Below are 21,376 nucleotides of genomic sequence, written 5' to 3' on the forward strand. Positions count from 1 at the left end.
CGGGCGGGCACGCACCATCATCCCTGACTGGTGGCATTGCGCAAGACCGTCAAGGGCAGCGCCTCCACCGATTTCACCGTCTCCATGGAGATGAAGGCGCTGACATCGGTCATGTTGATCCGCCGGATCAGTTGCTTATAGACCCGATCATAATCCTCCACATTGGGCAGCACGATTTTCAGGATGTAATCGACCGATCCTGTCATCCGGTGCGCCTCCACGATTTCGGGGATTTCGGCCAGGGCCTGGCGGAAACGGCTGGTCCATTCCTCGCTATGTTCCCCGGAACCCACCGTGACAAACAAGGTGGTGGGCAGGCCCACCGTGGCGCGATCCAGCAGCGCCACATTGCGGCGGATGAACCCCGCCTCCCGCAATTGCGCGATGCGGCGCGAACAGGCGGAGGGGGAAAGATGCACCTTCTGCCCCATCTCGCTGAGGGATGTGTCGCTGTCGCGCTGCAGAATGTCGAGAATGGCAATATCGCGCGCATTGATCATGAGCATATCCTGACAATCACCGGGACTGGTTTGAGCCTTTCCGGCCATAGCGCAAAAATTTTGCGCCAATTTCTCGCATCATACACTTATGTTGCGCAATATCTCACCCCTCCGCATGACATTGCAAACACATCCCGCCCGTCTGCGGTTAAAAAAGAAGACCCCTTCCCGGCTGCCGATGCGCCATGGCGGGGACAAGAACAGGATCAGGTACAGGACAGGGTAGCATGAACAAGCAACGCGAATGGCTGGCCAGAGCGGTGGAGATCATCCGGGCCGAACAGCACCGCTCGGCCGACACCCATCTGATCGGCGTGCCGCTGGCCCATGCGCCGGGCATCGATCTGTATCTGAAAGATGAATCCAGCCACCCGACCGGCAGCCTGAAGCACCGGCTGGCCCGCTCCTTGTTCCTGCACGCGCTGTGCAATGGCTGGATCGGGCCGGAAACGACGCTGGTGGAATCCTCCTCCGGCTCCACCGCCGTGTCGGAAGCCTATTTCGCCCGGCTGCTGGGCCTGCGCTTCATCGCCGTCATCCCGGCCGCCACGGCGGCGGAAAAGGTGGCGGCCATCCGCCATCAGGGTGGGCATTGCCATATGGTGGATGATCCACGGCAGGTCTATGATACGGCCGAACGCATCGCGCGCGAAACCGGCGGCCATTATCTGGACCAGTTCACCTATGCCGAACGCGCCACCGACTGGCGCGGCAATGGCTGCATCGCCGACAGCATCTTCGACCAGATGGCCCGCGAACGCCATCCCGTGCCAGCCTGGATCGTCTGCGGTGCCGGCACCGGCGGCACCTCGGCCACCATCGGCCGCTTCATTCGCTATCGCGGGTTCAGCAGCAATCTCTGCGTGGCTGACCCGGAACATTCCGTCTTCCACCGCCATTATGCCGATCGGTCGGTGCTGACCGTGACGGGCCCCGTCTCCTGCGTGGAAGGCATCGGGCGGCCCCGGGTGGAGCCCTCATTCATGCCGGAGGTCATTGACCGCATGATCGCCGTGCCGGACAGCGCCAGCATCATGGCCGCCCGCCATATCAGCCGCGTGCTGGGCCGCGGCTGCGGGCCCTCCACCGGCACCAATATTGTCGCCTGTCTGGAACTTATTGGCGAGATGGTGGCGTCGGGGGCGACCGGCTCCATCGTGACGCTGCTCTGCGATCCAGGGGAACGCTACGCTTCCACCTGTTTCGATGATGCCTGGGTGGCCGCCAAAAGGTTGGATACCCATGCCGGCACGGCCCGGCTGCAGCACTTCCTGCCGCTGGCGGTTTAACACCAATCTCCCTTGATCGTGACCGATCCAGGGAGATTTTGCGTTCCCTCCGGTGCCGGGCGCTGCCTCCGACGGATTGGTATACCCAAGTGACGGGAGAATCCCGGAACTGGGTATACCTAAGCCCGAGCGGCGTTTGCGCATTTTGCCGAATTTATTCGGCACTTGGGTATATAACGCCAACCCTGAAACGACTATTCTGCCGCGTCGGCCGCCGGTTTTTCCGGCGTGCGGCGGCGGGGTATATGCCTGCGCATCTCGCGCCAGCGGCTGCGCAAGGCATCCAATCCACCGGTGGGCGGTGTCAAATCGATACCAATCAGGCTGGCATGGTCACCTTCCATGGCCGCGACGATCAGGTCAATCTCTCCCACCCGTACCCGGTCACCCAGGGCCGGTGTGCGGCCCAGCCGCTGGCGGACATAGTCGGCCAGGCTGTCCCCGTCCTTCCCGCCCGTGTCAAACCCGTACATGCCGCCCACGGCGGCGGCCGGCATATCGGCCTGAATCTGGAAGTCGCCCGCCGGGCGTTCCTGCAGCGCCGCCACCCGTCGGCCGAACAGCCGGTCCATCACGGCCAGCGCTTCCTGATCCCCCATGGCCAGTACCGTATCGCCCGGCTGCAGGCCCACCGCATCTTCCGGCCGCACCGGGCGGCCATTCTGGATCAGCGCCAGCATCTGCACCGTTTCCGGGATCAACAGCCGGCCCCGGCCCCGCAAGGCTGCCTCGCTGTCACGGGCCACGGTGAACACAGCCAGTTGACCACTGCCATCGGGCAAGTCCACATCGGCCCGGGTGGGCGGATCAGGCTGGGGTGGGGCCAGCAGGCCCAGCAGCCGGGCCGCCGGCCCCACCGTCCAGCCCTGGATCAGCAGCGACAGCAGCACCACCACAAAGGCGACAGCGAAATAGGCATCGGCCCCCGGCACCCCGGCCAGCACCGGAATGGTGGCCAGCACGATGGGCACCGCCCCGCGCAACCCCACCCAGGATACGTAAATCCGTTCCGCCAAGGTGAAACGGAAAGGGGCGAGGCAGAGGAACACCGCCAGCGGCCGCGCCAGCAGCATCAGCCCCCCTGCCACCAATCCCCCGGGCAGCAGATAAGGTTCCAGCCGTGACGGGGTGACCAGCAGGCCCAGCATGACGAACAGGCCGATCTGGGCCAGCCAGGCCAGCCCATCATGGAAGCGACGGATCAGCCGGTCGGCCTTGTGCCGGCGATTGCCCAGGATGAAGCCGGCCAGATAGACCGCCAGGAACCCCGATGCCCCCGCCGCCTGCGCCCCGCCAAAAATGAACAGGGAGAAGGAGACGGCCAGGATGGGATAAAGCCCATCAGCCAGATCCAGCCGGTTGACCAGCCAGACCAGTAAAAAGCCGCCGGCCAACCCCAGTACCGCGCCGCCGATCAACTGCTGGAGAAATTCCAGCGTCAGCATCGGCAGCGACAGGCCGGTCGGCGTCAGCACCATTTCCACCGCCAGCACGGTCAACAGTACAGCCATCGGGTCGTTCAGGCCGGATTCCACCTCCAGCGTGGCGGAAACCCGCCCGCGCAGGGCCATGCCGCGCAAATTCAGCAGAAAGAAGACAGCCGCCGCATCGGTAGACGCGATGATGGCCCCGACCAGGAACCCCTCCGCCCAGCCCAGCCCCAGCAGGAAGGATGCGAGCGCGCCTGTCCCCACCGCCGTCACCAGCACGCCCAAGGTGGCCAGACTGAAGGCGGGGCCACGGGCCAGCCGGAAGGTCTCGGCGGGCGTGCGCAGGCCGCCATCGAACAGAATGACAGCCAATGCCATGCTGCCCATCAGGTAGGCAGTATGGAAATCATGGAACTGAATGCGGCCCGGCCCATCCTCCCCCGCCAGCATTCCCAGCCCCAGGAAGACCAGCAGCAAAGGCGCACCCAGGCGAGAGGAAACGCGGCCAGCCAGAATGGACAGCAGCAATAGCAGGCCCGCCAGGAAGATCGCCTCATTGATGGCTTCCACTGCCGTCCCCCTCCCCTTACGCATGTGGCGCTGATGCGACAATTGTCGCTTCTATGACACCCCTATGAGAAGAGCTTCTAAAGGATGGGGTTGCATTTTCTGCGTTGTCAGCAGAAATCGACCCTGAAACGATAGAATCGTCTGTCGACGCTGGGCGGCAGCCGTCACTGTCACAGCCAAAGCTGTTTGCGGTCGTGCGCCATCAGTCGCCGGGCGCTGCCGCCGGCAGTGCGGGCTTGTGCGGGGACGTGGCCCATGCCTCTTTGGCATAATGTCGTGAAAACCAACTGGAGCGGGCGAAGGGATTCGAACCCTCGACCCCAACCTTGGCAAGGTTGTGCTCTACCCCTGAGCTACGCCCGCATCACCAGTCGTACCTGTTGGCCGCTGATCGCGGGCAACAGCAAAAAGGGACGCCCAACAGCGCCCCATCATTTCTTCCGCTAACTGGAGCGGGCGAAGGGATTCGAACCCTCGACCCCAACCTTGGCAAGGTTGTGCTCTACCCCTGAGCTACGCCCGCATCGCCAGTTACGGCTGCCGCTTTCGCGGCTATCGGAAGATGGAGCGGGCGAAGGGATTCGAACCCTCGACCCCAACCTTGGCAAGGTTGTGCTCTACCCCTGAGCTACGCCCGCCCATTTTCCGTATCGCCGCCAGGTCGTCCCCGGCGGTGAGCGCGGAATATAGACAGGAGTTTTTGCGATGCAAGCATTTTCTTGCAGCGATCAGCGATTTTCTGCGCGCACCCTGTCCATCCGGTTCTGCACCCTTGGCGAGGCTTGGGCGCGCACTTTATATAACGGTGAGTTCCAGGCCCGGCACAGCCGTTCCGGGCCGATCCATCATCCTCGTTCATTTTCGGGAAACGTGCCCCATGCTGTCCAACGTGCCGAATAATGCCGGGCCCAAGCCCGCCAGCGCCCTGATCAAGGATGGCAGCGACGCCGAGTTCATGGCCGATGTCATCGAAGCCTCGCGCGAGGTGCCGGTCATCGTCGATTTCTGGGCGCCCTGGTGCGGCCCCTGCAAGACGCTGGGCCCCCTGCTGGAAAAGACTGTCACCGCCGCCAAGGGCGCGGTGAAGATGGTGAAGATCGATACTGACAAGCATCCGGCCGTCGCCGGCCAGCTGCGTGTGCAATCCATCCCCACCGTCTATGCCTTCTTCCAGGGCCGCCCGGTGGACGGGTTCCAGGGCGCCCTGCCGGAAAGCCAGGTGAAGCAGTTCGTCGAACGGCTGGCCAAGCTGGGCGGCGGGGATGGCGGGATCGACATTGCCGCCATCCTGGAGGAGGCGAAGGCCCTGCTGGATGCCGGCAACGCCCAGGAGGCCGCTGCTGTCTACAATGAGCTGTTGGGCGAGGAGCCGGAGAATGCCGCCGCCTATGCCGGGCTGATCCGCTGCCTGCTGGCCGTGGAACAGGCCGAGGGCGCGCAGGAGATGCTGGACAACGCGCCCGACGCCATCGCCAAATCGCCGGAGCTGGCCGCCATCCGCACCCAGTTGGAGCTGGCCCGCCAGGCCGCCGAGGCCGGGCCGCTGGGCGACCTGAAGGCCGCGGTTGACCGCGACCCGGCCGACCATCAGGCCCGCTATGATTATGCGCTGGCGCTTTACGCCGCCGGCCGCAACGAAGAGGCGGTGGAAGCCCTGCTGGAGATCGTGCGCCGCGACCGCGAATGGAACGAACGCGCCGCCCGGACCCAGCTGCTGAAACTTTTTGAGGCTTTTGGGCCGACAGATAAGCTGACGGTCATGGCCAGACGCAAATTGTCCTCTATCTTATTTGCATGAGCCGCAATCCCTTCGACCCCACCCCCGAAACGCTGCCCAGCAGCATCCCCGTCTTTCCGTTGACGGGGGTGTTGCTGCTGCCGCGTGGAAAATTACCGCTGAACATCTTCGAGCCGCGCTACCTGAACATGGTGCAGGATGCGCTGGCGGCCGACCGGATGATCGGCATGATCCAGCCGCAGCCGGGCGGGGGTGCCGTTCCGGTGCTCTACCGCACCGGCTGTGCCGGACGCATCACCAGTTTCAGCGAAACCGATGATGGGCGCCTGCTGATCACCCTGACCGGGATCAGCCGTTTCCTGATCACGCAAGAAGTGGCGACGATGCGGGGCTATCGCCGTGTCATCCCCGACTGGTCGCCCTTCACCGCCGATCTGGCCGGCGGGCCGGAAACGGCGGCGCTGGACCGGGGGCGGCTGGACCGCGCCCTGCGCGGCTATTTCCAGCTGCAGGGGATCGATGTGGACTGGAACAGCATCGCCCGTACCGCCGATGAACGGCTGGTGTCCACCCTGGCCATGATCTGCCCCTTCACCCCGCCGGAAAAGCAGGCCCTGCTGGAATCGCCGGGCCCGGTGGAGCGGGCGGAAATGCTGTTGACGCTGCTGGAAATGGCGGTCCACGATCCCGGCGCCGACAGCGACCACAGCCGACACTGATACCCCCGCACCTGAAAGCCAATTGCCATGTCCGACAGCACCACCGAAACCGCCGCCAGCAAGGTGGACCCGCGCCTGCTGGAAATCCTGGTCTGCCCGCTGACCAAGGGCACGCTCCGCTATGACGCCGCCGCCCAGGAACTGCTCTCCGATCAGGCCGGTCTCGCCTATCCGATCCGCGACGGCATCCCCATCATGCTGGTGGATGAGGCGCGGCGTTACGAGCCGACGGTCGGCTGACCATGGCAGCGGAAGAACATTTCGTCAGCGAAATGGACGGCACCAGCCATTGGCCGGAGGAGTTACGGCTGAAGCGGGAGGAGGCGTGCCTGGAAATCCGTTTCGATGACGGAACATTCTTCCGCCTGCCGGCGGAATATTTACGGGTGGAAAGCCCCTCGGCCGAAGTGCAGGGCCACGGGCCGGGGCAGAAGAAGCTGGTGGCCGGCAAGCGCCATGTCGCCATCACCAGCGTGGTGCCGGTGGGCCATTATGCCGTGCGGCTGGGTTTTGATGACGGGCATGATACCGGCATCTTCACCTGGCGCTATCTGCACGAGCTGGGGCGGGAGCAGGAAGCGCGCTGGGGGCGCTATCTGGATGCCCTGGCAGCGGCAGGCCTGAGCCGGGAGACATCAACCCCCCGATACCCAAGTCATTAGAGCGGATCGCGGAAAAGCGGAATCGCTTTGGAGCGTGAATCCGCTCGCTGAACAAGGACTTAGAGCCGGGTGCGTTTCCGGTTAAACGCACCCGGCTCTAAATACCAGGAGCCGTATAGCGTAGCTTCTGGAGGCCAGCGCAAGCCAAGGGTGCCGGCCTCCAAGCGGCTCAACGGTCAACCTTTGGAGCGGATCGCCAAACCGTAGAATCACCTCTTGGCGTGAATCCGCGCGCAGGCGGAGTCACCCGGAGCCACCTGCGTTCGAGTAATGCTAGCGGCATGAAATCTTGACCGATGGTCAATCTTTCCTGCCCCTCAGTCGCCGGCGTCAGCATCCGCTGACTTGGCTACGCCGCTACCAAGCGGCGCGGCGGCAGTCGCCGCCGTCCAACGGTCATGAATTATGACCGTTGGTATAAACGCTGGTGGCTCCGGGTCGCTTGTTTTTACATCCCCTTGGCCTTCGCCAGTTCGGCCAGATTGGCTTCCGAGCGGGCGCCGTAATGGCTGATGATCTCACCGGCGCAGATGGCACCCAGACGGGCGCAGCTTTCCGGGTCACGGCCATTGGTATAGCCAAACAGGAAGCCGGCGGCGAACAGATCGCCCGCACCAGTGGTATCCACCACCTGGGCCACCGGCTCGGCATTCACGTGGTAACGCTGGCCACCGGTGAAGACATAAGCGCCCTGTTCACCCTTGGTCAGCACAACCACTTCCACATCACGCTGGGCGGCGGCGGCGGCACTCTCGAAATCGCCGCCATACAGGGCCGTGATCTCGCTTTCATTGGCGAACAGAATGTCGATATGGTCGCGCACCAGCTCCAGGAAGCTTTCATGGTGGCGATGCACGCAGAAGGCATCGGACAGGGACAGGGCCACCTTGCGCCCAGCCTCATGCGCCAGCTTGGCGGCCTTCAGGAAGGCTTCCTTGGCGGCGGGCGGATCCCACAGATAGCCTTCCAGATAGGTGACCTGGGCCGACTGGATCAGGGCCGGATCAATATCATCCGGGGTCAGCAGCTGGCAGGCCCCCAGGAAGGTATTCATGGTGCGGTGCGCGTCCGGCGTCACCAGGATCAGGCAGGTGCCGGTGGGCGTGCCATCGGTCAGATCGGGCGTATCGAAACGCACGCCGACGGCGCGGATATCGTGGCGGTAGACCTTGCCCAGCTGGTCATGCGCCACCTTGCCGATGAAGGCCCCCTTGCCACCCAGGCCGGCGATGCCAGCCATGGTGTTGCCGGCCGACCCGCCGGACATTTCCAGCCCCGGCCCCATCTTGTTGTAAAGCTCTTCCGACTGCGCGGCGTCGATCAGACGCATCCCGCTCTTGGCCATGCCATTGGCGGTCAGGAAGGCCTCATCCGCCTTGGCGATCACATCCACAATGGCATTGCCGATACCCACGACATCATACGCAGTCGTCACGAATACTCTCCAACCAATCAGGGAAATTGGTGTGGAGTATAGACATCGCGGGCCTTGCGGCAAGTGCAGCCTGATACCCATATGGTCGCTTGGAACGCATGGATGGCGAATAATACCGTCGGCTGAAATTCTTGACCGGCGGTAATGCTGCGACGCCGCCGCGCGGCCCATGCTGCGGGTATAAGGGATGCTCACACCGTGATGATTGCCCATCTGACACGTGCCATCCTGCAACTGCCGGACAAGGCATTCACCCGCACCATCATCCTGTCCATCCTGGGCAGCCTTGTGATGTTCGCCCTGTTGCTGGCCGGGTTCGGCTGGGCGCTGACCCATACCAGCTTCTTTGATATTCCCTGGCTGGATACCGGTATCGATCTGCTGGGCGGGCTGGCCGGGCTGTTCCTGGCCTGGATGATGTTTCCCGCCGTCACCGTGGCCATCTCCTCCCTGATGCTGGATGGCATTGTGGATGCGGTGGAGCGCCGGCATTACCCGCATCTGGGGCCGGCGCAGGAAATCCCGCTCTGGCGTTCCATTTTGGAAAGCCTGCGTTTTCTGGGGCTGGTGCTGTTGTTGAATCTGGTGGCTTTGCCGCTCTATTTTGTGCCGGTGGTCAATCTGTTCGTCTTCTATCTGGTCAATGGCTATCTGATCGGGCGGGAATATTATGAACTGGTGGCGGTACGGCGGCTGAACAAACCGGGGGTACGCTGGCTGCGCTCCCGCGAGAAGCTGAGACTTTTTGCGGCCGGCATCATTATTGCCTTTATTTCGTCACTGCCGATCGTGAATCTTGTCGTGCCCGTCGTGGCCGCGGCCTTCATGGTGCATCTTTTTGAACAGATCCGACGTTCATTGCCGCCGGAGGCGGCTGCGAATCGGCCGGAGATGTGATAACCATTTGCAGGTTCGGCCACCGGGGCGCCAACACCGCCCGTTGCAGCGAGATCAGGGACTTTTCCACCATGTTCCGACGCCAGAAACCGCCCACCATGCCCGTCAAGCCGGAACCGCCCCCGCCCGCTCCTGAGCCGGCGCCGGCCAGCGGCGGGGGCCCCGGTTTCGCGCAGGCCGTGGATGCACCCGCCCCGCAGCAGGCCCCTGCAACCCCGGCGGCCGGGGAACGCGGCGCCTATTCGCCTTTCGTCAGCCCTACCCCACCCAGCACGGGTTCCGAAACCAGCACGAGGCCATCGATGAACACGCCCTTTTCCACCAGTCCCGCCCCCGGCACGGCTCCCGGTGCGGCGCTGAAGTCGGATATTCCGCGCCGCGTGGTGGATATTCCTGGCACCCCGCCTAAGCGCACCACCCCCAGCGGTGACAGCGCCACCCCGGCCACGGAAATGCGCAAGCTGATCGTCGGCCGCGATATCAGCCTGTCGGGTGAGATTGCCGCCTGCGACGTGCTGGTGGTGGAAGGCACGGTGGAAGCCAAGCTGCGTGACGGGCGCATCGTGGAAATCGCCGATACCGGTCTGTTCAAAGGCTCGGTGGAAATCGATGATGCCGATATTGGTGGCCGCTTCGAAGGCGACATCACCGTGCGCGGCACCCTGCGGGTGCGCGCCACCGGCAAGATCCAGGGCAATATCCGCTATGGCACGCTGGAAGTGGAAAATGGCGGCCAGCTCTCCGGCACCGTGGAAGTGCTGACCGGTATCGCCGCCAAGGCCCCCGCCCCGTCACCGGCGCCGGTCTACAGCCCGGCACCGGCGCTGGCCGACAGCGGTCTGGTGGATTGATATCAATCTGCCGAGGGTTTGACCCTTGGCAGATTGGAGGCCAGCGACCGCTGGCCCGCGGGTTCGCGCCCGCGTAAGCCAAGGCGGCGGATGCCGCCGCCCGGCGCCTGAGGGAACAAAAATCTCCCTGGATCGGTCACGATCAAGGGAGATTGGTATACCCAAGTGACGGGAGAATCCCGGAACTGGGTATACCTAAGCCCGTGCGGCGTTTGAGCATTTTGCCGAATTTATTCGGCACTTGGGTATATGATTTCGGCAATGATCAGCCCTGGTTGAAAGGGCTGGTCAACGACAACCCCGCCCGGTATCAACCGGGCGGGGTTTTTTTGAATGCTCCCCCGCCCTCACCCCTCAAGAAAAGCGTCGGCGCATGGCCGGTCTTCTTTTCCATCCAGTTCCTTGCCAGCCCGCCGGCCCGCCCCCATACTCAGCCCCCATGCAGAAGAACCGACCCAACCTGTCCTTTGATTTCCGGGAGAAGCCCCGCAGCCAGCTGCGGCTGTGCGAGCATCCCGGCTGCGCGGGGCATGGGGAGTATCGGGCGCCCAAGGGGCGGGACAAGCTGAACGAATATTGGTGGTTCTGCCTGGATCATGTGCGGGAATATAACAAGTCCTGGGACTTCTACGCCGGCATGACGCAGGAGCAGATCGAAAAGCATCTGCGCCAGGATACCACCTGGCAGCGCCCGACCTGGCCCATGGGCGACTGGCGCACGCGGGAGCGCAATACCCGCGACAAAATCTTCAATGGCGGCTTCGCCTTCGGTGCCGACTGGTCGGGGGACGAGACACAAACCAAGCGCCAGCCCCCGCGCCCCAAACCCCGCACGCCGGAGGAAGAGGCGCTGGCCGTGCTGGAGCTGCCGCCCGATGCCGATTTCGCCACCATCAAGACGCGTTACCGGCTATTGGCCAAACAGCACCATCCCGACGCCAATGGCGGCAGCAAGGAAGCGGAGGAACGGTTGAAAACCATCAACCAGGCCTACAACACCCTGAAGGCCGCCTTCGGCAGCGGGCAATAGCGGCCTAACCCACCCGATTGACGACGAACCAGACCTCGCAGAACCGGAAATCATGGCACCCGATATGGCAACCTCTCCCCAGGCCACCCCGCACACGCTGCCCGATATCACCGTTTCGGTGCGTGACACGTTCGGCATCGACAGCGACATGGTGGTGCCGGCCTTCTCCACCGCAACCGAGCATGTGCCGGAACGGGACATGGCGTATCGTTTTGACCGCGAAACGACCATGGCCATCCTGGCGGGCTTTGCCTATAACCGCCGCGTCATGGTGCAGGGCTATCACGGCACCGGCAAATCCACCCATATTGAGCAGGTGGCCGCCCGACTGAACTGGCCCTGCGTGCGCGTCAACCTGGACAGCCATATCAGCCGTATCGACCTGATCGGCAAGGATGCCATCGTGCTGCGCGATGGCAAGCAAGTGACAGAATATCGGGAAGGCATCCTGCCCTGGGCCCTGCAGCACGCCTGCGCCGTGGTGTTCGATGAATATGATGCCGGCCGGCCGGACGTGATGTTCGTCATCCAGCGCGTGCTGGAAGTGGAAGGCAAGCTGACCCTGCTGGACCAGAACAAGGTGATCCGGCCGCACCCGGCCTTCCGCCTGTTCGCCACCGCCAATACGGTGGGGCTGGGCGATACCACGGGCCTCTATCATGGTACCCAGCAGATCAACCAGGGTCAGATGGACCGCTGGAACATCGTCACGACCCTGAATTACCTGCCCCACGCGCAGGAGACGGAGATCGTGCTGGCCAAAGTGCCGGAATATAACACCGAGGAAAAGCGCAGCACCGTGGCCGCCATGGTGCGGCTGGCCGACCTGACGCGCGCCGGCTTCATCAATGGTGACATCTCCACGGTGATGAGCCCGCGTACCGTCATCACCTGGGCGCAGAACGCCGCCATCTTTGGTGGCGATATCGGTTTCGCCTTCCGCGTCACCTTCCTGAACAAGTGCGACGAGGTCGAACGCCCGGCCGTGGCCGAATATTACCAGCGCTGCTTCGGCCAGGAACTGCCGACCGGTGCCTTCAAGGGCACGCTGGTCTGAGGCTGTTCATGCCGCCCGGTGGCGCGATTGCGGGATCGGGCGGTTTCCATTACGGTGACCGCACGGGGCTTACCGAATGGGAGTTGAAGATGAAGAAAGTAATTTCCAGCTTGGCGGTTATATTGCTGATGGCCCAGCCGATGACCGCCACCGCCTGGGCACAATCCAACCAGGACCAGGTGGCGACCAGCCCGGCCGCACCGGCGGCGCAGGCTCCGGCTGATCCTGACGCCAATCGGGAGATCTGCAAGGCGCAGACGACCACCGGGTCACGGCTGGCCAAGAAGAAGGTCTGTCGCACCAAGGCGGAATGGGATGAACAGTACCGTCTGCAGCGGCAGGAAGCCGAACAGATGCAGCGCGGCGATATGGCTGATCGCACGCCGCGCGGCAACTGACCCGCAACGGGGGGCCTCACCGGCACAGGTTTGGGCGATGGCAAGGGGTGATGGGCCCCTTACCATCTGCCCCCCCCCCGGCGGGTGGCCTGCTGTCAATAAGACCACCCCACCTAAGGCTTGAGCTTCAGGTGGAGTGGAGGCCGGCGACCGCCGGCCCGGCGCTTGAGGGAACTTGAAATCTCCCCGGATCGGTCACGATCAAGGGGGATTGATATAATGTGAAAGATCATGACCCAGGAATCCCCCCTTGAGATGTTCAAGCGCGCCACCACCGCCACCGTGCGGGCGTTGGCGGATAATCGGGATGTCACGGTCGGCTTTTCCGCCGAACCGCCTGGGTTGAATGGCAACCGGGTGCGCGTGCCGCTGCCGCCGCGTGACCTGAACCCCAAGGACGTGGCCAATGTGCGCGGGGCGGCCGATGCCGCCGCCCTGCGCCTGCGCCACCATGATGCCGGCATCCATGCCAAGTTGATGCCCAACAGCGAGCAGGCCCGCCAGTCCTATGAGGCGCTGGAACAGGCGCGGGTGGAGGCGATCGGCGCCACCGCCATGACCGGGGTTGCCGCCAATCTGGAAGCCACGCTGGAAGAACGCTACCGGCGCATGGGCTTCGACAAGATCAATGACCGCGAACAGGCCAGCCTGTCAGAGGTGCTGCGCCTGCTGGCGCGGGAGGCCATCACCGGTGCCACACCGCCCGCCTCTGCAGCCGGGGCGGTGCAGCTTTGGCGCGATACGGTACAGCAGAAGCTGGGCGGTTCGCTGGACAAGCTGGCCACCCTGATCGAGGATCAGGAAGCCTATGCCCGCGCCGTGCGCCGCCTGCTGTCCGACATGGATATGGAGGTCGGGTCCGACCCGCAGGATGAGGAAGGGGCCGAAGATCAGGCCCCCGACAGCGCGCCGGATGGCGGCGGCCAGGATGATGACCTGGAACAGCAGGGGGGCCAGCAGGCATCTGGCGAAGATGAACAGCAGCAGACCACCCAGCAGCGCCGCCAGGCCGCCCAGGAAGAGGCGGGCAGCAGCGAGGATGGCGAAGAAGGCGAAGGCGAGTTGGCCGATGGGGACGGATCGGAAGATCCCGGCAACCCCGGCACCCCGCCGCCGCAATCCCGCCGGAACGAGCCGGACCCCGCCGCCTATCGTGCCTACAGCACTGCTTTCGACGAGGTGGTGGATGCTGCCGATCTGTGCGACCCGGACGAGTTGGCCCGCCTGCGCCTGATGCTGGATCAGCAATTGCAGCACCTGCAGGGCATGATCTCCAAGCTGGCCAACCGGCTGCAGCGCCGCCTGCTGGCCAAGCAGACCCGGTCCTGGGAATTCGACCTGGAAGAAGGGATGCTGGACGCGGCCCGGCTGGCCCGAGTCGTCATCAACCCCACCACCTCGCTGTCCTTCAAGCGGGAGAATGAGACGGATTTCCGCGATACCGTGGTCACCCTGCTGATCGACAATTCCGGTTCCATGCGCGGCCGCCCCATCTCCATCGCGGCGATGAGTGCGGATATCCTGTCGCGCACGCTGGAACGCTGCGGCGTGAAGGTGGAAATTCTGGGCTTCACCACCCGGGCCTGGAAGGGCGGGCAGGCGCGTGAACGCTGGATCGCGGCGGGCAAGCCGCTGAACCCCGGCCGCCTGAACGATCTGCGCCATATCGTCTATAAGGCGGCCGATGCGCCCTGGCGCCGGGTGCGCAAGAATCTGGGCCTGATGCTGCGCGAAGGCATCCTGAAGGAGAATATCGACGGGGAGGCCCTGCTCTGGGCCCATAGCCGGCTGATCGGCCGGCCGGAACAGCGCCGCATCCTGATGGTGATCAGCGATGGTGCCCCCGTGGATGACAGCACGCTCTCGGTCAATAGCGGGGCCTATCTGGAACGGCACCTGCGCCAGGTGATCGACTGGATCGAAACCCGCAGCCCGGTGGAACTGGTGGCCATCGGCATCGGCCATGATGTCACCCGCTATTACCGCCGCGCCGTCACCATCATCGATGCCGAGCAATTGGGCGGCACCATGATGGAAAAGCTGGCGGAGCTGTTCGATGAGGTGGGGGCCAAGCGGCTGGGGGCCTATGCCCCGCCGCCGCAGCCCATCATCACCCAGGCCGATGCCCCTGCCCCCCGGCGGACCGGTTATGCCGCCATGATGGGATCGCGCGGCATGTGACCGGGGACCGGTCCGTCGGTATAGATGCACACATAAAGATATCTTTATGCTTGCCCGGTACGCGGCCTGCTGTTACACCTGCCGGCAACGTGCGGTGGGGTGGCAAGCCCTTGCCTGCCCGCCGTCTGAACAGCTTTTCCTCACATCACCTGCAGCGTTGATACGCAAGGAGCCGCCATGTCCGCCTTCACCGATTACAAGGTCAAGGACATCTCCCTGGCCAATTGGGGCCGCAAGGAGATCACCATCGCCGAGACCGAGATGCCGGGCCTGATGGCGCTGCGCGCGGAATATGGCGCTTCCAAGCCGCTGGCCGGTGCCCGCATCGTCGGCTGCCTGCACATGACCATCCAGACCGCCGTGCTGATCGAGACGCTGACGGCCCTGGGCGCCACCGTGCGCTGGTCTTCCTGCAATATCTTCTCCACCCAGGATCAGGCTGCTGCCGCTGTTGCCGCCGCCGGCACCCCGGTTTTCGCCTGGAAGGGTGAGACGGAAGAAGAGTTCTGGTGGTGCATTGAGCAGACGCTGCGCGGCCCCGATGGCTGGACCCCGAACATGATCCTGGACGATGGCGGCGACGTCACCCAGATCATGCACGACAAGTATCCGGAAATGCTGGCCGACATTAAGGGCCTGTCGGAAGAGACCACCACCGGCGTGCATCGCCTGTATGAAATGGTGAAGGCCGGCACGCTGAAGGTTCCGGCCATCAACGTGAATGACAGCGTCACCAAGTCCAAGTTCGACAACCTGTATGGCTGCCGTGAATCGCTGGTGGACGGCATCAAGCGCGCCACCGATGTGATGATCGCCGGCAAGGTCGCCGTCGTCGCCGGCTATGGCGATGTGGGCAAGGGTTCCGCCGCTTCGCTGCGCACCCAGGGTGCCCGCGTCCTGGTCACCGAGATCGATCCGATCAACGCGCTCCAGGCCGCCATGGAAGGCTATCAGGTCGTCACGATGGAAGACGCCGCCCCGCTGGGCGACATCTTCGTGACCTGCACGGGCAACGTGGACGTCATCACGCTGGACCATATGCGCGCCATGAAGGACCGCGCCATCGTCTGCAATATCGGCCATTTCGACAGCGAAATTCAGATCGCTTCCCTGCAGAACTATGTCTGGGACGAGGTGAAGCCGCAGGTCGATGAGGTGGTGTTCCCCGATGGCAAGCGCCTGATCGTGCTGGCCAAGGGCCGTCTGGTGAACCTGGGCTGCGCCACCGGTCACCCCAGCTTCGTGATGTCCGCCAGCTTCACCAACCAGGTGCTGGCCCAGATCGAGCTGTGGCAGAACCACACCAATTATGAAAACAAGGTCTATGTGCTGCCCAAGCACCTGGACGAGAAGGTGGCCCGCCTGCATCTGGATAAGATCGGCGCCAAGCTGACCACGCTGACCCAGAAACAGGCCGACTATATCGCCGTGCCGGTTGCCGGCCCGTTCAAGCCGGACCATTACCGCTATTGATGGCTGGCGGGTGTCGGTCCCGGCACCTCTGCTTTTGAAAACCCCCGCCGGAGCGATCCGGCGGGGGTTTTTGTTAACAACACCTTGATGATATCGCGCGCGACACTTGCAACCCGTCGCCGCCATGGCCAAACTCCCTCCCTGTGAGGAACGCGATCGGCCCCTTCATCGCCATCGCCATGGCGGCCCTGCTGGGGCTGGCTGGCGTCGGGCTTCTGCTGCTGCCTTTCTGGAAGGCGGTGACGCCGATGGTCGGCCTGCTGGCCCTGGCGCTGCTGACCATCATCCTGGCGGTACTGCTGCGCATCCTGGCCTGGGGCCGGGCGCAGCAGATTGCCCTGGTGGAGGCGCGGGCCGAACAGGCCCGGCTGGCGGCCCTGGTGGATGCCGTGCCCGATGGCTGGTTCGCCCAGGCCGCCCCCACCGACAGCGGGGCCTCTGACCGGCTGGCCGTCTCCCCCTCCCTGCCCCGGCTGCTGGGGCTGGGCCGCATCAACCGGCTGGATGATATTGAACAGGCGCTGGCCCCCAGCGATGCCGCCGCTCTGCATGGTTCCTTCCGCCATCTGGTCGATAAGGGCCAGCCTTTCCAGATCGCCGTGCGGCTGGCCGACGGATCGCGCATTTTTCAGGCCAGCGGCGGACGCGGCGTGGGGGCCGCTGGCGCCGATGCCAGCGGGGTGGAGGGGGCGACCATCCATGTGCTGTGGCTGCGCGACATTACGCCCAGCGCCGCCGAGTCCATGCGCCGGGCCGAACAATTGGCGGCGCTGCGTGACGACCATGCCAACATTCTGGTCCTGTTGCAGAACCTGCCGGTGCCGCTGTGGCGGCGCGGGGCCGACCTGTCCATCAACTGGTGCAACAATGCCTATGCCCGTCTGCTGGAAAGCCAGCCGGACAAGGTGGTGCGCCAGGGGCTGGAGCTGGCGGGCAGCAGTTTTGGCGACCCGCTGGCGTTGGCCCGACAGGCGCGCGACAACGGCGCGCCGGCGCGTGACGACCGGTTCCTGGTGGTGGAAGGTGACCGCCGCCTCTACAGCCTGATGGAACTGCGGCTGGAGGATGGGTCGCAACTGGGGCTGGCCATCGACCGGACGGAGGAACGGGCGCTGCGGGACGAGCTGGCCCGCCATATCGCCGCCCATGGCGATGTACTGGACCAGCTGGGTTCCGCCATCGCCATTTTCGGCCCCGACACGCGACTGAAATTCCATAATCAGGCCTATGCCAAGCTGTGGGGCCTGGATGGCGGCTGGCTGGCGGAGGAACCCGCCTATGGCGAGGTGCTGGAACAGCTGCGCGCCAGCCGCAAACTGACCGAAGAGGCGGATTTCCCGCGCTGGAAGAAACAACAGCTGGGGCTGTTCACCTCCCTGATCGACCCGCTGGAAAAACTGGTGCATCTGCCCGACGGGCGCACCCTGCGCTCGCTGGTGGTGCCGCACCCGTTCGGCGGGCTGATGTTCGTGTCAGAGGATGTGACCCATACGCTGGCACTGGAATCCAGCTACAATACCCTGATGGCCGTGCAGCAGGAGACGCTGGACAATCTGGCCGAAGGGGTGGCGGTGATCGGCGGCGATGGCCGGCTGAAACTGTGGAACCCCGCCTTCCGCCGCCTGTGGAACCTGCCCGCTGCTGCCCTGCGCGGCGAACCGCACGCCAACCAGCTGGTGGAGGCGGTGCGTGGGCTGCTGGAGGATGGCGGGGAATGGGCGCTGCTGCGCCGCCAGCTGGTGGAACGGCTGCTGGACCGCAAGACGGAATCCGGCCTGCTGCGGCGGACCGACAGCACCGTGCTGCGCTATGCGCTGGTGCCGCTGCCCGATGGGGCCGTGCTGCTGTCCTGCCTGGATGTGACCGACAGCGACCGGGTGGAAACCGCCCTGCGCGCCAGCAATGAGGCGCTGGAGACGGCCGACCGGCTGAAGGCCGAATTCATCGCCAATGTCTCCTATCAGCTGCGTACGCCGCTGAACGCCATCATGGGCTTTGCCGAAATCCTGCATAATCAGTATTTCGGGCCGCTGAACAACCGGCAGCAGGAATATGCCAAGGGCGTGCTGGAGGCCAGCCGCCGCCTGCTGTCGCTGGTGAACGACATCCTGGATCTGGCCACCATTGAGGCCGGCTTCATGACGCTGGAGCGTGAACAGTTCGACGTGGCCCAGCTGGTGCATTCAGTGGCCGGACTGACGCGCGACTGGGCGCGCAAACAGGCGCTGGAACTGAAGGTGGAGGTGCCGGACGGAATCGGCCGCCTGGAAGGGGACGAAAAGCGCCTGAAACAGGCCTTGTTCAATCTGGTCAGCAACGCCATCAAATTCACCCCCGCCGGCGGACGGATCGTGCTGTCCGCCAGCCGCCAGCCCGGCGAACTGGTGCTGGCCGTGGCCGATACCGGTGTCGGCATTGCCGATCATGACCGCGAACGGGTGCTGGACCGGTTCGAACGCGGCAGTGGGCAGGGCGGCGGGGGCAGCAACGGCGCCGGGCTGGGCCTGTCCCTGGTGAAAAGCTTTGTCGAACTGCATGGCGGCCACGTCAGCATCGACAGCAACGGGCCGATCGGCTGCATCGTGCGCTGCCACCTGCCGCTGTCCGACAAGCCGATCCTGGTCAGCCCGATCGACATGGTCAACGGTCAGGGCGGCTGAAATCATTCGCTCCCGGCCGGAAATCAATGGCGGGGAACATGGCACCCTGTCCCGTCCGGCACTGGTCAGGCTGGATGCTTGCCCTTATGGTCCGCCCCGCCTTTCCCGCCACACCTTCAGCGCCAGGGCCGACGACCATGATCCCCCGCTATTCCCGCCCCGAAATGACCCGTATCTGGGAACCGGAAAACCGGTTCCGCATCTGGTTCGAGATCGAGGCCCATGCCTGCGATGCGCAGGCCAAGCTGGGGGTGATCCCGGCCGAGGCCGCCAAGGCCGTGTGGGAGCGCGGGGCCTGGGAGATCGACCGCATCGACGAGATCGAGCGCGAGACCAAGCATGACGTCATCGCGTTTTTGACCAATCTGGCCGAGCATGTCGGGCCGGAGGCGCGCTTCGTCCATCAGGGCATGACCAGTTCCGACGTGCTGGATACCTGTCTCGCCGTGCAGTTGACCCAGGCCGCCGACCTGCTGCTGGCCGATCTGGACAAGCTGCTGGATGCGCTGAAGCGCCGGTCCCTGGAGCACAAGTACACGCCCACCATCGGCCGCAGCCATGGCATCCATGCCGAGCCGACGACCTTTGGCGTGAAGCTGGCCGGCCATTACGCGGCCTTTGCCCGTAACCGCAAGCGCCTGGAAGCAGCGCGTGCCGAGATTGCCACCTGCGCCATTTCCGGTGCGGTCGGCACCTTTGCCAATATCGACCCGTCCGTCGAAGAATATGTGGCGGAAAAGCTGGGTCTTTCGGTGGAGCCGCATTCCACCCAGGTGATCCCGCGTGACCGCCATGCCATGTTCTTTGCCACGCTGGGCGTCATCGCCGCCAGCCTGGACAATCTGGCCACCGAGGTCCGCCATTTGCAGCGGTCCGAAGTGCGCGAGGCGGAGGAATATTTCTCCCCCGGCCAGAAGGGCTCCAGCGCCATGCCGCACAAGCGCAACCCGGTGCTGTCGGAAAACCTGTCGGGCCTGAGCCGCATTGTGCGCGGCTATGTCACCCCGGCTTTGGAGAATGTCACCCTGTGGCACGAGCGGGATATCTCCCACTCCTCGGTCGAGCGCATGATCGGCCCCGACGCCACCGTGACACTGGATTTTGCCTTGGCCCGCGCCACCGGTCTGGTGGAAAAGCTGGTGGTCTATCCCGAGAACCTGCAGAAAAATCTGGATATGCTGGGTGGCCTGCATAATTCCCAGCGCGTGCTGCTGGCCCTGACCCAGGCAGGGATGAGCCGCGAGGATGCCTATCGCGCCGTGCAGCGCAACGCCATGCCGGTCTGGCTGGAAGGCAAGGATTTCCGCACCATGCTGAAATCCGACGCCGATGTGGTGCAGCATCTGGGCGAAGCGCAGATCGATGACGTGTTCGATCTGGCCTACCACACCAAACATGCGGACACGATTTTCCGCCGCGTGTTCGGGGAATAAGCGTCGGGCTCTGATGCAGGGCGCGATATCAGGACAGAGGTAACATGCCATCGGTCAAAATTCTTGACCGATGGTAATCCTGTCCAACAGCAGGCGGCATGCCCTACCACCCCAACCTTGCCGGCATGACGGCACAGGCAGCGGCGCTTGATGGGGTGTTGGGGCGCTGATACCAACCCGCCTAAAGGTTAACCTTTAGGCGGGTTGAAGGCCGGCGACTGCCGGCCCGCCGCGCGTGCGGTGCCAAGCCAAGGGCACGGAAGTGCCCGCCCGGCGCCTGAGGGAACGCAAAATCTCCCTGGATCGGTCACGATCAAGGGAGATTGGTATGAGAGAGGCGGACTGGATGTCCCGGTGGCACGCGGCAATGGCGGCGGCACTGGAAAACCAGCATCATGGCGTCCTTCCATCCTGAAAGGTGTTCTGATGTCGCTGACCAACCTTCTAGTGCCGATCTACAAACAGACGCTGCGCGCCATGTCGGGCTGGCTGGACAAGGCACAGGCACAGTTACCTGAGGCCGATGCGGAAGCGCTGCTGTCAGCCCGGCTGGCACCCGACATGTATCCCCTGTCTTCACAAGTATGCTTCGTCTGCCTACAGGCCCAGGAAGCCGTTTACCGGTTGCGCGGGGAGCCCTTGCCGCCAGAGTTGGAGCAACTGGCTGCGATGGGCCGGAATGCCGGCGAGCAGCCGGGAACCCTTGCTGACGCCAAGGCCCGTATCGCGCAGGCGCTCGGCTTCCTGGATGGTCTTGTGCCCGACGCGCTGGATGCCGGTGCGCAACGGCCAATCACCCTGGCGCTGCCCAATGGCATGATCTTCGATATGACGGGGGAGCAGTATGCGCGGGATTGGGCGCTGGCCCAGTTCCATTTCCATCTGGTGACAGCCTACGCGATCCTGCGTAATCAGGGGATCAATCTGGGTAAGGCCGATTATGTACCGCACATGTTCGCCTATCTGCGACCCGGCACGATACCTGCCGCGTGAAGTGTCCCCATGTTCCTGTTTTGTTGATGCATCCGCCACCGGCTTGCCTATAATCCGGCG

Annotated in this window: 18 protein-coding genes and 3 tRNA genes; 15 read left to right on the plus strand and 6 right to left on the minus strand. The window is 64.2% G+C overall.

The window, feature by feature from the left end; all coding sequences use genetic code 11:
• Positions 1-17: 17 nt before the first annotated feature.
• On the minus strand, positions 18-500 hold the full coding sequence (locus tag GE253_RS16450; protein ID WP_153205247.1) for an Lrp/AsnC family transcriptional regulator: 483 nt from the start codon (positions 498-500) through the stop codon (positions 18-20).
• Between the two features lie 227 nt (positions 501-727).
• On the opposite strand from GE253_RS16450, the gene GE253_RS16455 reads away from it, so the two are divergent.
• On the plus strand, positions 728-1,789 hold the full coding sequence (locus tag GE253_RS16455; protein ID WP_153205248.1) for a PLP-dependent cysteine synthase family protein: 1,062 nt from the start codon (positions 728-730) through the stop codon (positions 1,787-1,789).
• A 194-nt stretch (positions 1,790-1,983) separates the two neighbouring features.
• Here GE253_RS16455 and GE253_RS16460 read toward each other — a convergent pair whose 3' ends face one another.
• The 4 genes from GE253_RS16460 to GE253_RS16475 form a co-directional block, all read right to left on the minus strand.
• Positions 1,984-3,789 carry a potassium/proton antiporter gene (locus GE253_RS16460; protein ID WP_348770879.1) on the minus strand — a complete coding sequence of 602 codons (1,806 nt, stop codon included), beginning with the start codon at positions 3,787-3,789 and terminating at the stop codon, positions 1,984-1,986.
• 288 nt (positions 3,790-4,077) lie between these two features.
• A tRNA-Gly gene (locus GE253_RS16465) sits at positions 4,078-4,152 on the minus strand.
• Positions 4,153-4,237: 85 nt separating this feature from the next.
• Positions 4,238-4,312, minus strand: a tRNA-Gly gene (locus GE253_RS16470).
• Positions 4,313-4,352: 40 nt separating this feature from the next.
• A tRNA-Gly gene (locus GE253_RS16475) sits at positions 4,353-4,427 on the minus strand.
• 239 nt (positions 4,428-4,666) lie between these two features.
• Here GE253_RS16475 and GE253_RS16480 point away from each other — a divergent pair.
• From GE253_RS16480 to GE253_RS16495, 4 genes are read left to right on the plus strand one after another with little or no spacing between them, the layout of a single operon-like run.
• Entirely contained in the window at positions 4,667-5,587 is a 921-nt protein-coding gene (locus GE253_RS16480) for a co-chaperone YbbN (protein ID WP_153205250.1), read from the plus strand.
• Positions 5,584-6,246, plus strand: coding sequence for an LON peptidase substrate-binding domain-containing protein (locus GE253_RS16485; RefSeq protein WP_153205251.1), 663 nt, complete (start codon positions 5,584-5,586; stop codon positions 6,244-6,246). Before GE253_RS16480 ends, GE253_RS16485 begins: the two co-directional genes overlap by 4 nt.
• A 27-nt stretch (positions 6,247-6,273) precedes the next feature.
• A complete protein-coding gene (locus GE253_RS16490; protein ID WP_153205252.1) occupies positions 6,274-6,486 on the plus strand; it encodes a Trm112 family protein in 213 nt (70 codons plus the stop codon).
• A 2-nt stretch (positions 6,487-6,488) separates the two neighbouring features.
• A complete protein-coding gene (locus GE253_RS16495) occupies positions 6,489-6,908 on the plus strand; it encodes a DUF971 domain-containing protein (protein WP_247878701.1) in 420 nt (139 codons plus the stop codon).
• Positions 6,909-7,356: 448 nt separating this feature from the next.
• On the opposite strand, the gene GE253_RS16500 is transcribed toward GE253_RS16495, so the two are convergent.
• Positions 7,357-8,343, minus strand: a complete 987-nt coding sequence (locus tag GE253_RS16500) for an adenosine kinase (protein WP_348770880.1) — start codon at positions 8,341-8,343, stop codon at positions 7,357-7,359.
• A gap of 201 nt (positions 8,344-8,544) precedes the next feature.
• On the opposite strand from GE253_RS16500, the gene GE253_RS16505 reads away from it, so the two are divergent.
• The 10 genes from GE253_RS16505 to GE253_RS16550 all read left to right on the plus strand — a co-directional run bounded on the left by GE253_RS16505 (position 8,545) and on the right by GE253_RS16550 (position 21,316).
• Positions 8,545-9,240 (plus strand): EI24 domain-containing protein, encoded by a 696-nt coding sequence (locus tag GE253_RS16505; RefSeq protein WP_153205370.1) that lies wholly within the window; start codon positions 8,545-8,547, stop codon positions 9,238-9,240.
• Between the two features lie 71 nt (positions 9,241-9,311).
• The gene (locus tag GE253_RS16510) at positions 9,312-10,091 is read left to right on the plus strand and encodes a polymer-forming cytoskeletal protein (RefSeq protein ID WP_247878702.1); all 780 of its coding nucleotides are present in this window, start codon (positions 9,312-9,314) and stop codon (positions 10,089-10,091) included.
• 439 nt (positions 10,092-10,530) lie between these two features.
• The gene (locus GE253_RS16515; protein ID WP_153205254.1) at positions 10,531-11,121 is read left to right on the plus strand and encodes a DnaJ domain-containing protein; all 591 of its coding nucleotides are present in this window, start codon (positions 10,531-10,533) and stop codon (positions 11,119-11,121) included.
• A 52-nt stretch (positions 11,122-11,173) separates the two neighbouring features.
• Positions 11,174-12,178, plus strand: a complete 1,005-nt coding sequence (gene cobS / locus GE253_RS16520) for a cobaltochelatase subunit CobS (protein WP_247878703.1) — start codon at positions 11,174-11,176, stop codon at positions 12,176-12,178.
• A gap of 89 nt (positions 12,179-12,267) precedes the next feature.
• Positions 12,268-12,576, plus strand: a complete 309-nt coding sequence (locus tag GE253_RS16525; protein ID WP_153205255.1) for a hypothetical protein — start codon at positions 12,268-12,270, stop codon at positions 12,574-12,576.
• Between the two features lie 231 nt (positions 12,577-12,807).
• The gene (cobT, locus tag GE253_RS16530; RefSeq protein WP_153205256.1) at positions 12,808-14,757 is read left to right on the plus strand and encodes a cobaltochelatase subunit CobT; all 1,950 of its coding nucleotides are present in this window, start codon (positions 12,808-12,810) and stop codon (positions 14,755-14,757) included.
• A gap of 177 nt (positions 14,758-14,934) precedes the next feature.
• A complete protein-coding gene (gene ahcY / locus GE253_RS16535) occupies positions 14,935-16,230 on the plus strand; it encodes an adenosylhomocysteinase (RefSeq protein ID WP_153205257.1) in 1,296 nt (431 codons plus the stop codon).
• Between the two features lie 143 nt (positions 16,231-16,373).
• Positions 16,374-18,890, plus strand: coding sequence for an ATP-binding protein (locus GE253_RS16540; RefSeq protein ID WP_348770881.1), 2,517 nt, complete (start codon positions 16,374-16,376; stop codon positions 18,888-18,890).
• A 137-nt stretch (positions 18,891-19,027) separates the two neighbouring features.
• Entirely contained in the window at positions 19,028-20,323 is a 1,296-nt protein-coding gene (gene purB, locus GE253_RS16545) for an adenylosuccinate lyase (RefSeq protein ID WP_153205258.1), read from the plus strand.
• A 426-nt stretch (positions 20,324-20,749) separates the two neighbouring features.
• Positions 20,750-21,316 (plus strand): DUF1993 domain-containing protein, encoded by a 567-nt coding sequence (locus GE253_RS16550; protein ID WP_153205259.1) that lies wholly within the window; start codon positions 20,750-20,752, stop codon positions 21,314-21,316.
• The last annotated feature ends 60 nt before the right edge of the window (positions 21,317-21,376 follow it).

The organism is Niveispirillum sp. SYP-B3756, assembly GCF_009495745.1.
Taxonomy (GTDB): Bacteria; Pseudomonadota; Alphaproteobacteria; order Azospirillales; family Azospirillaceae; genus Niveispirillum.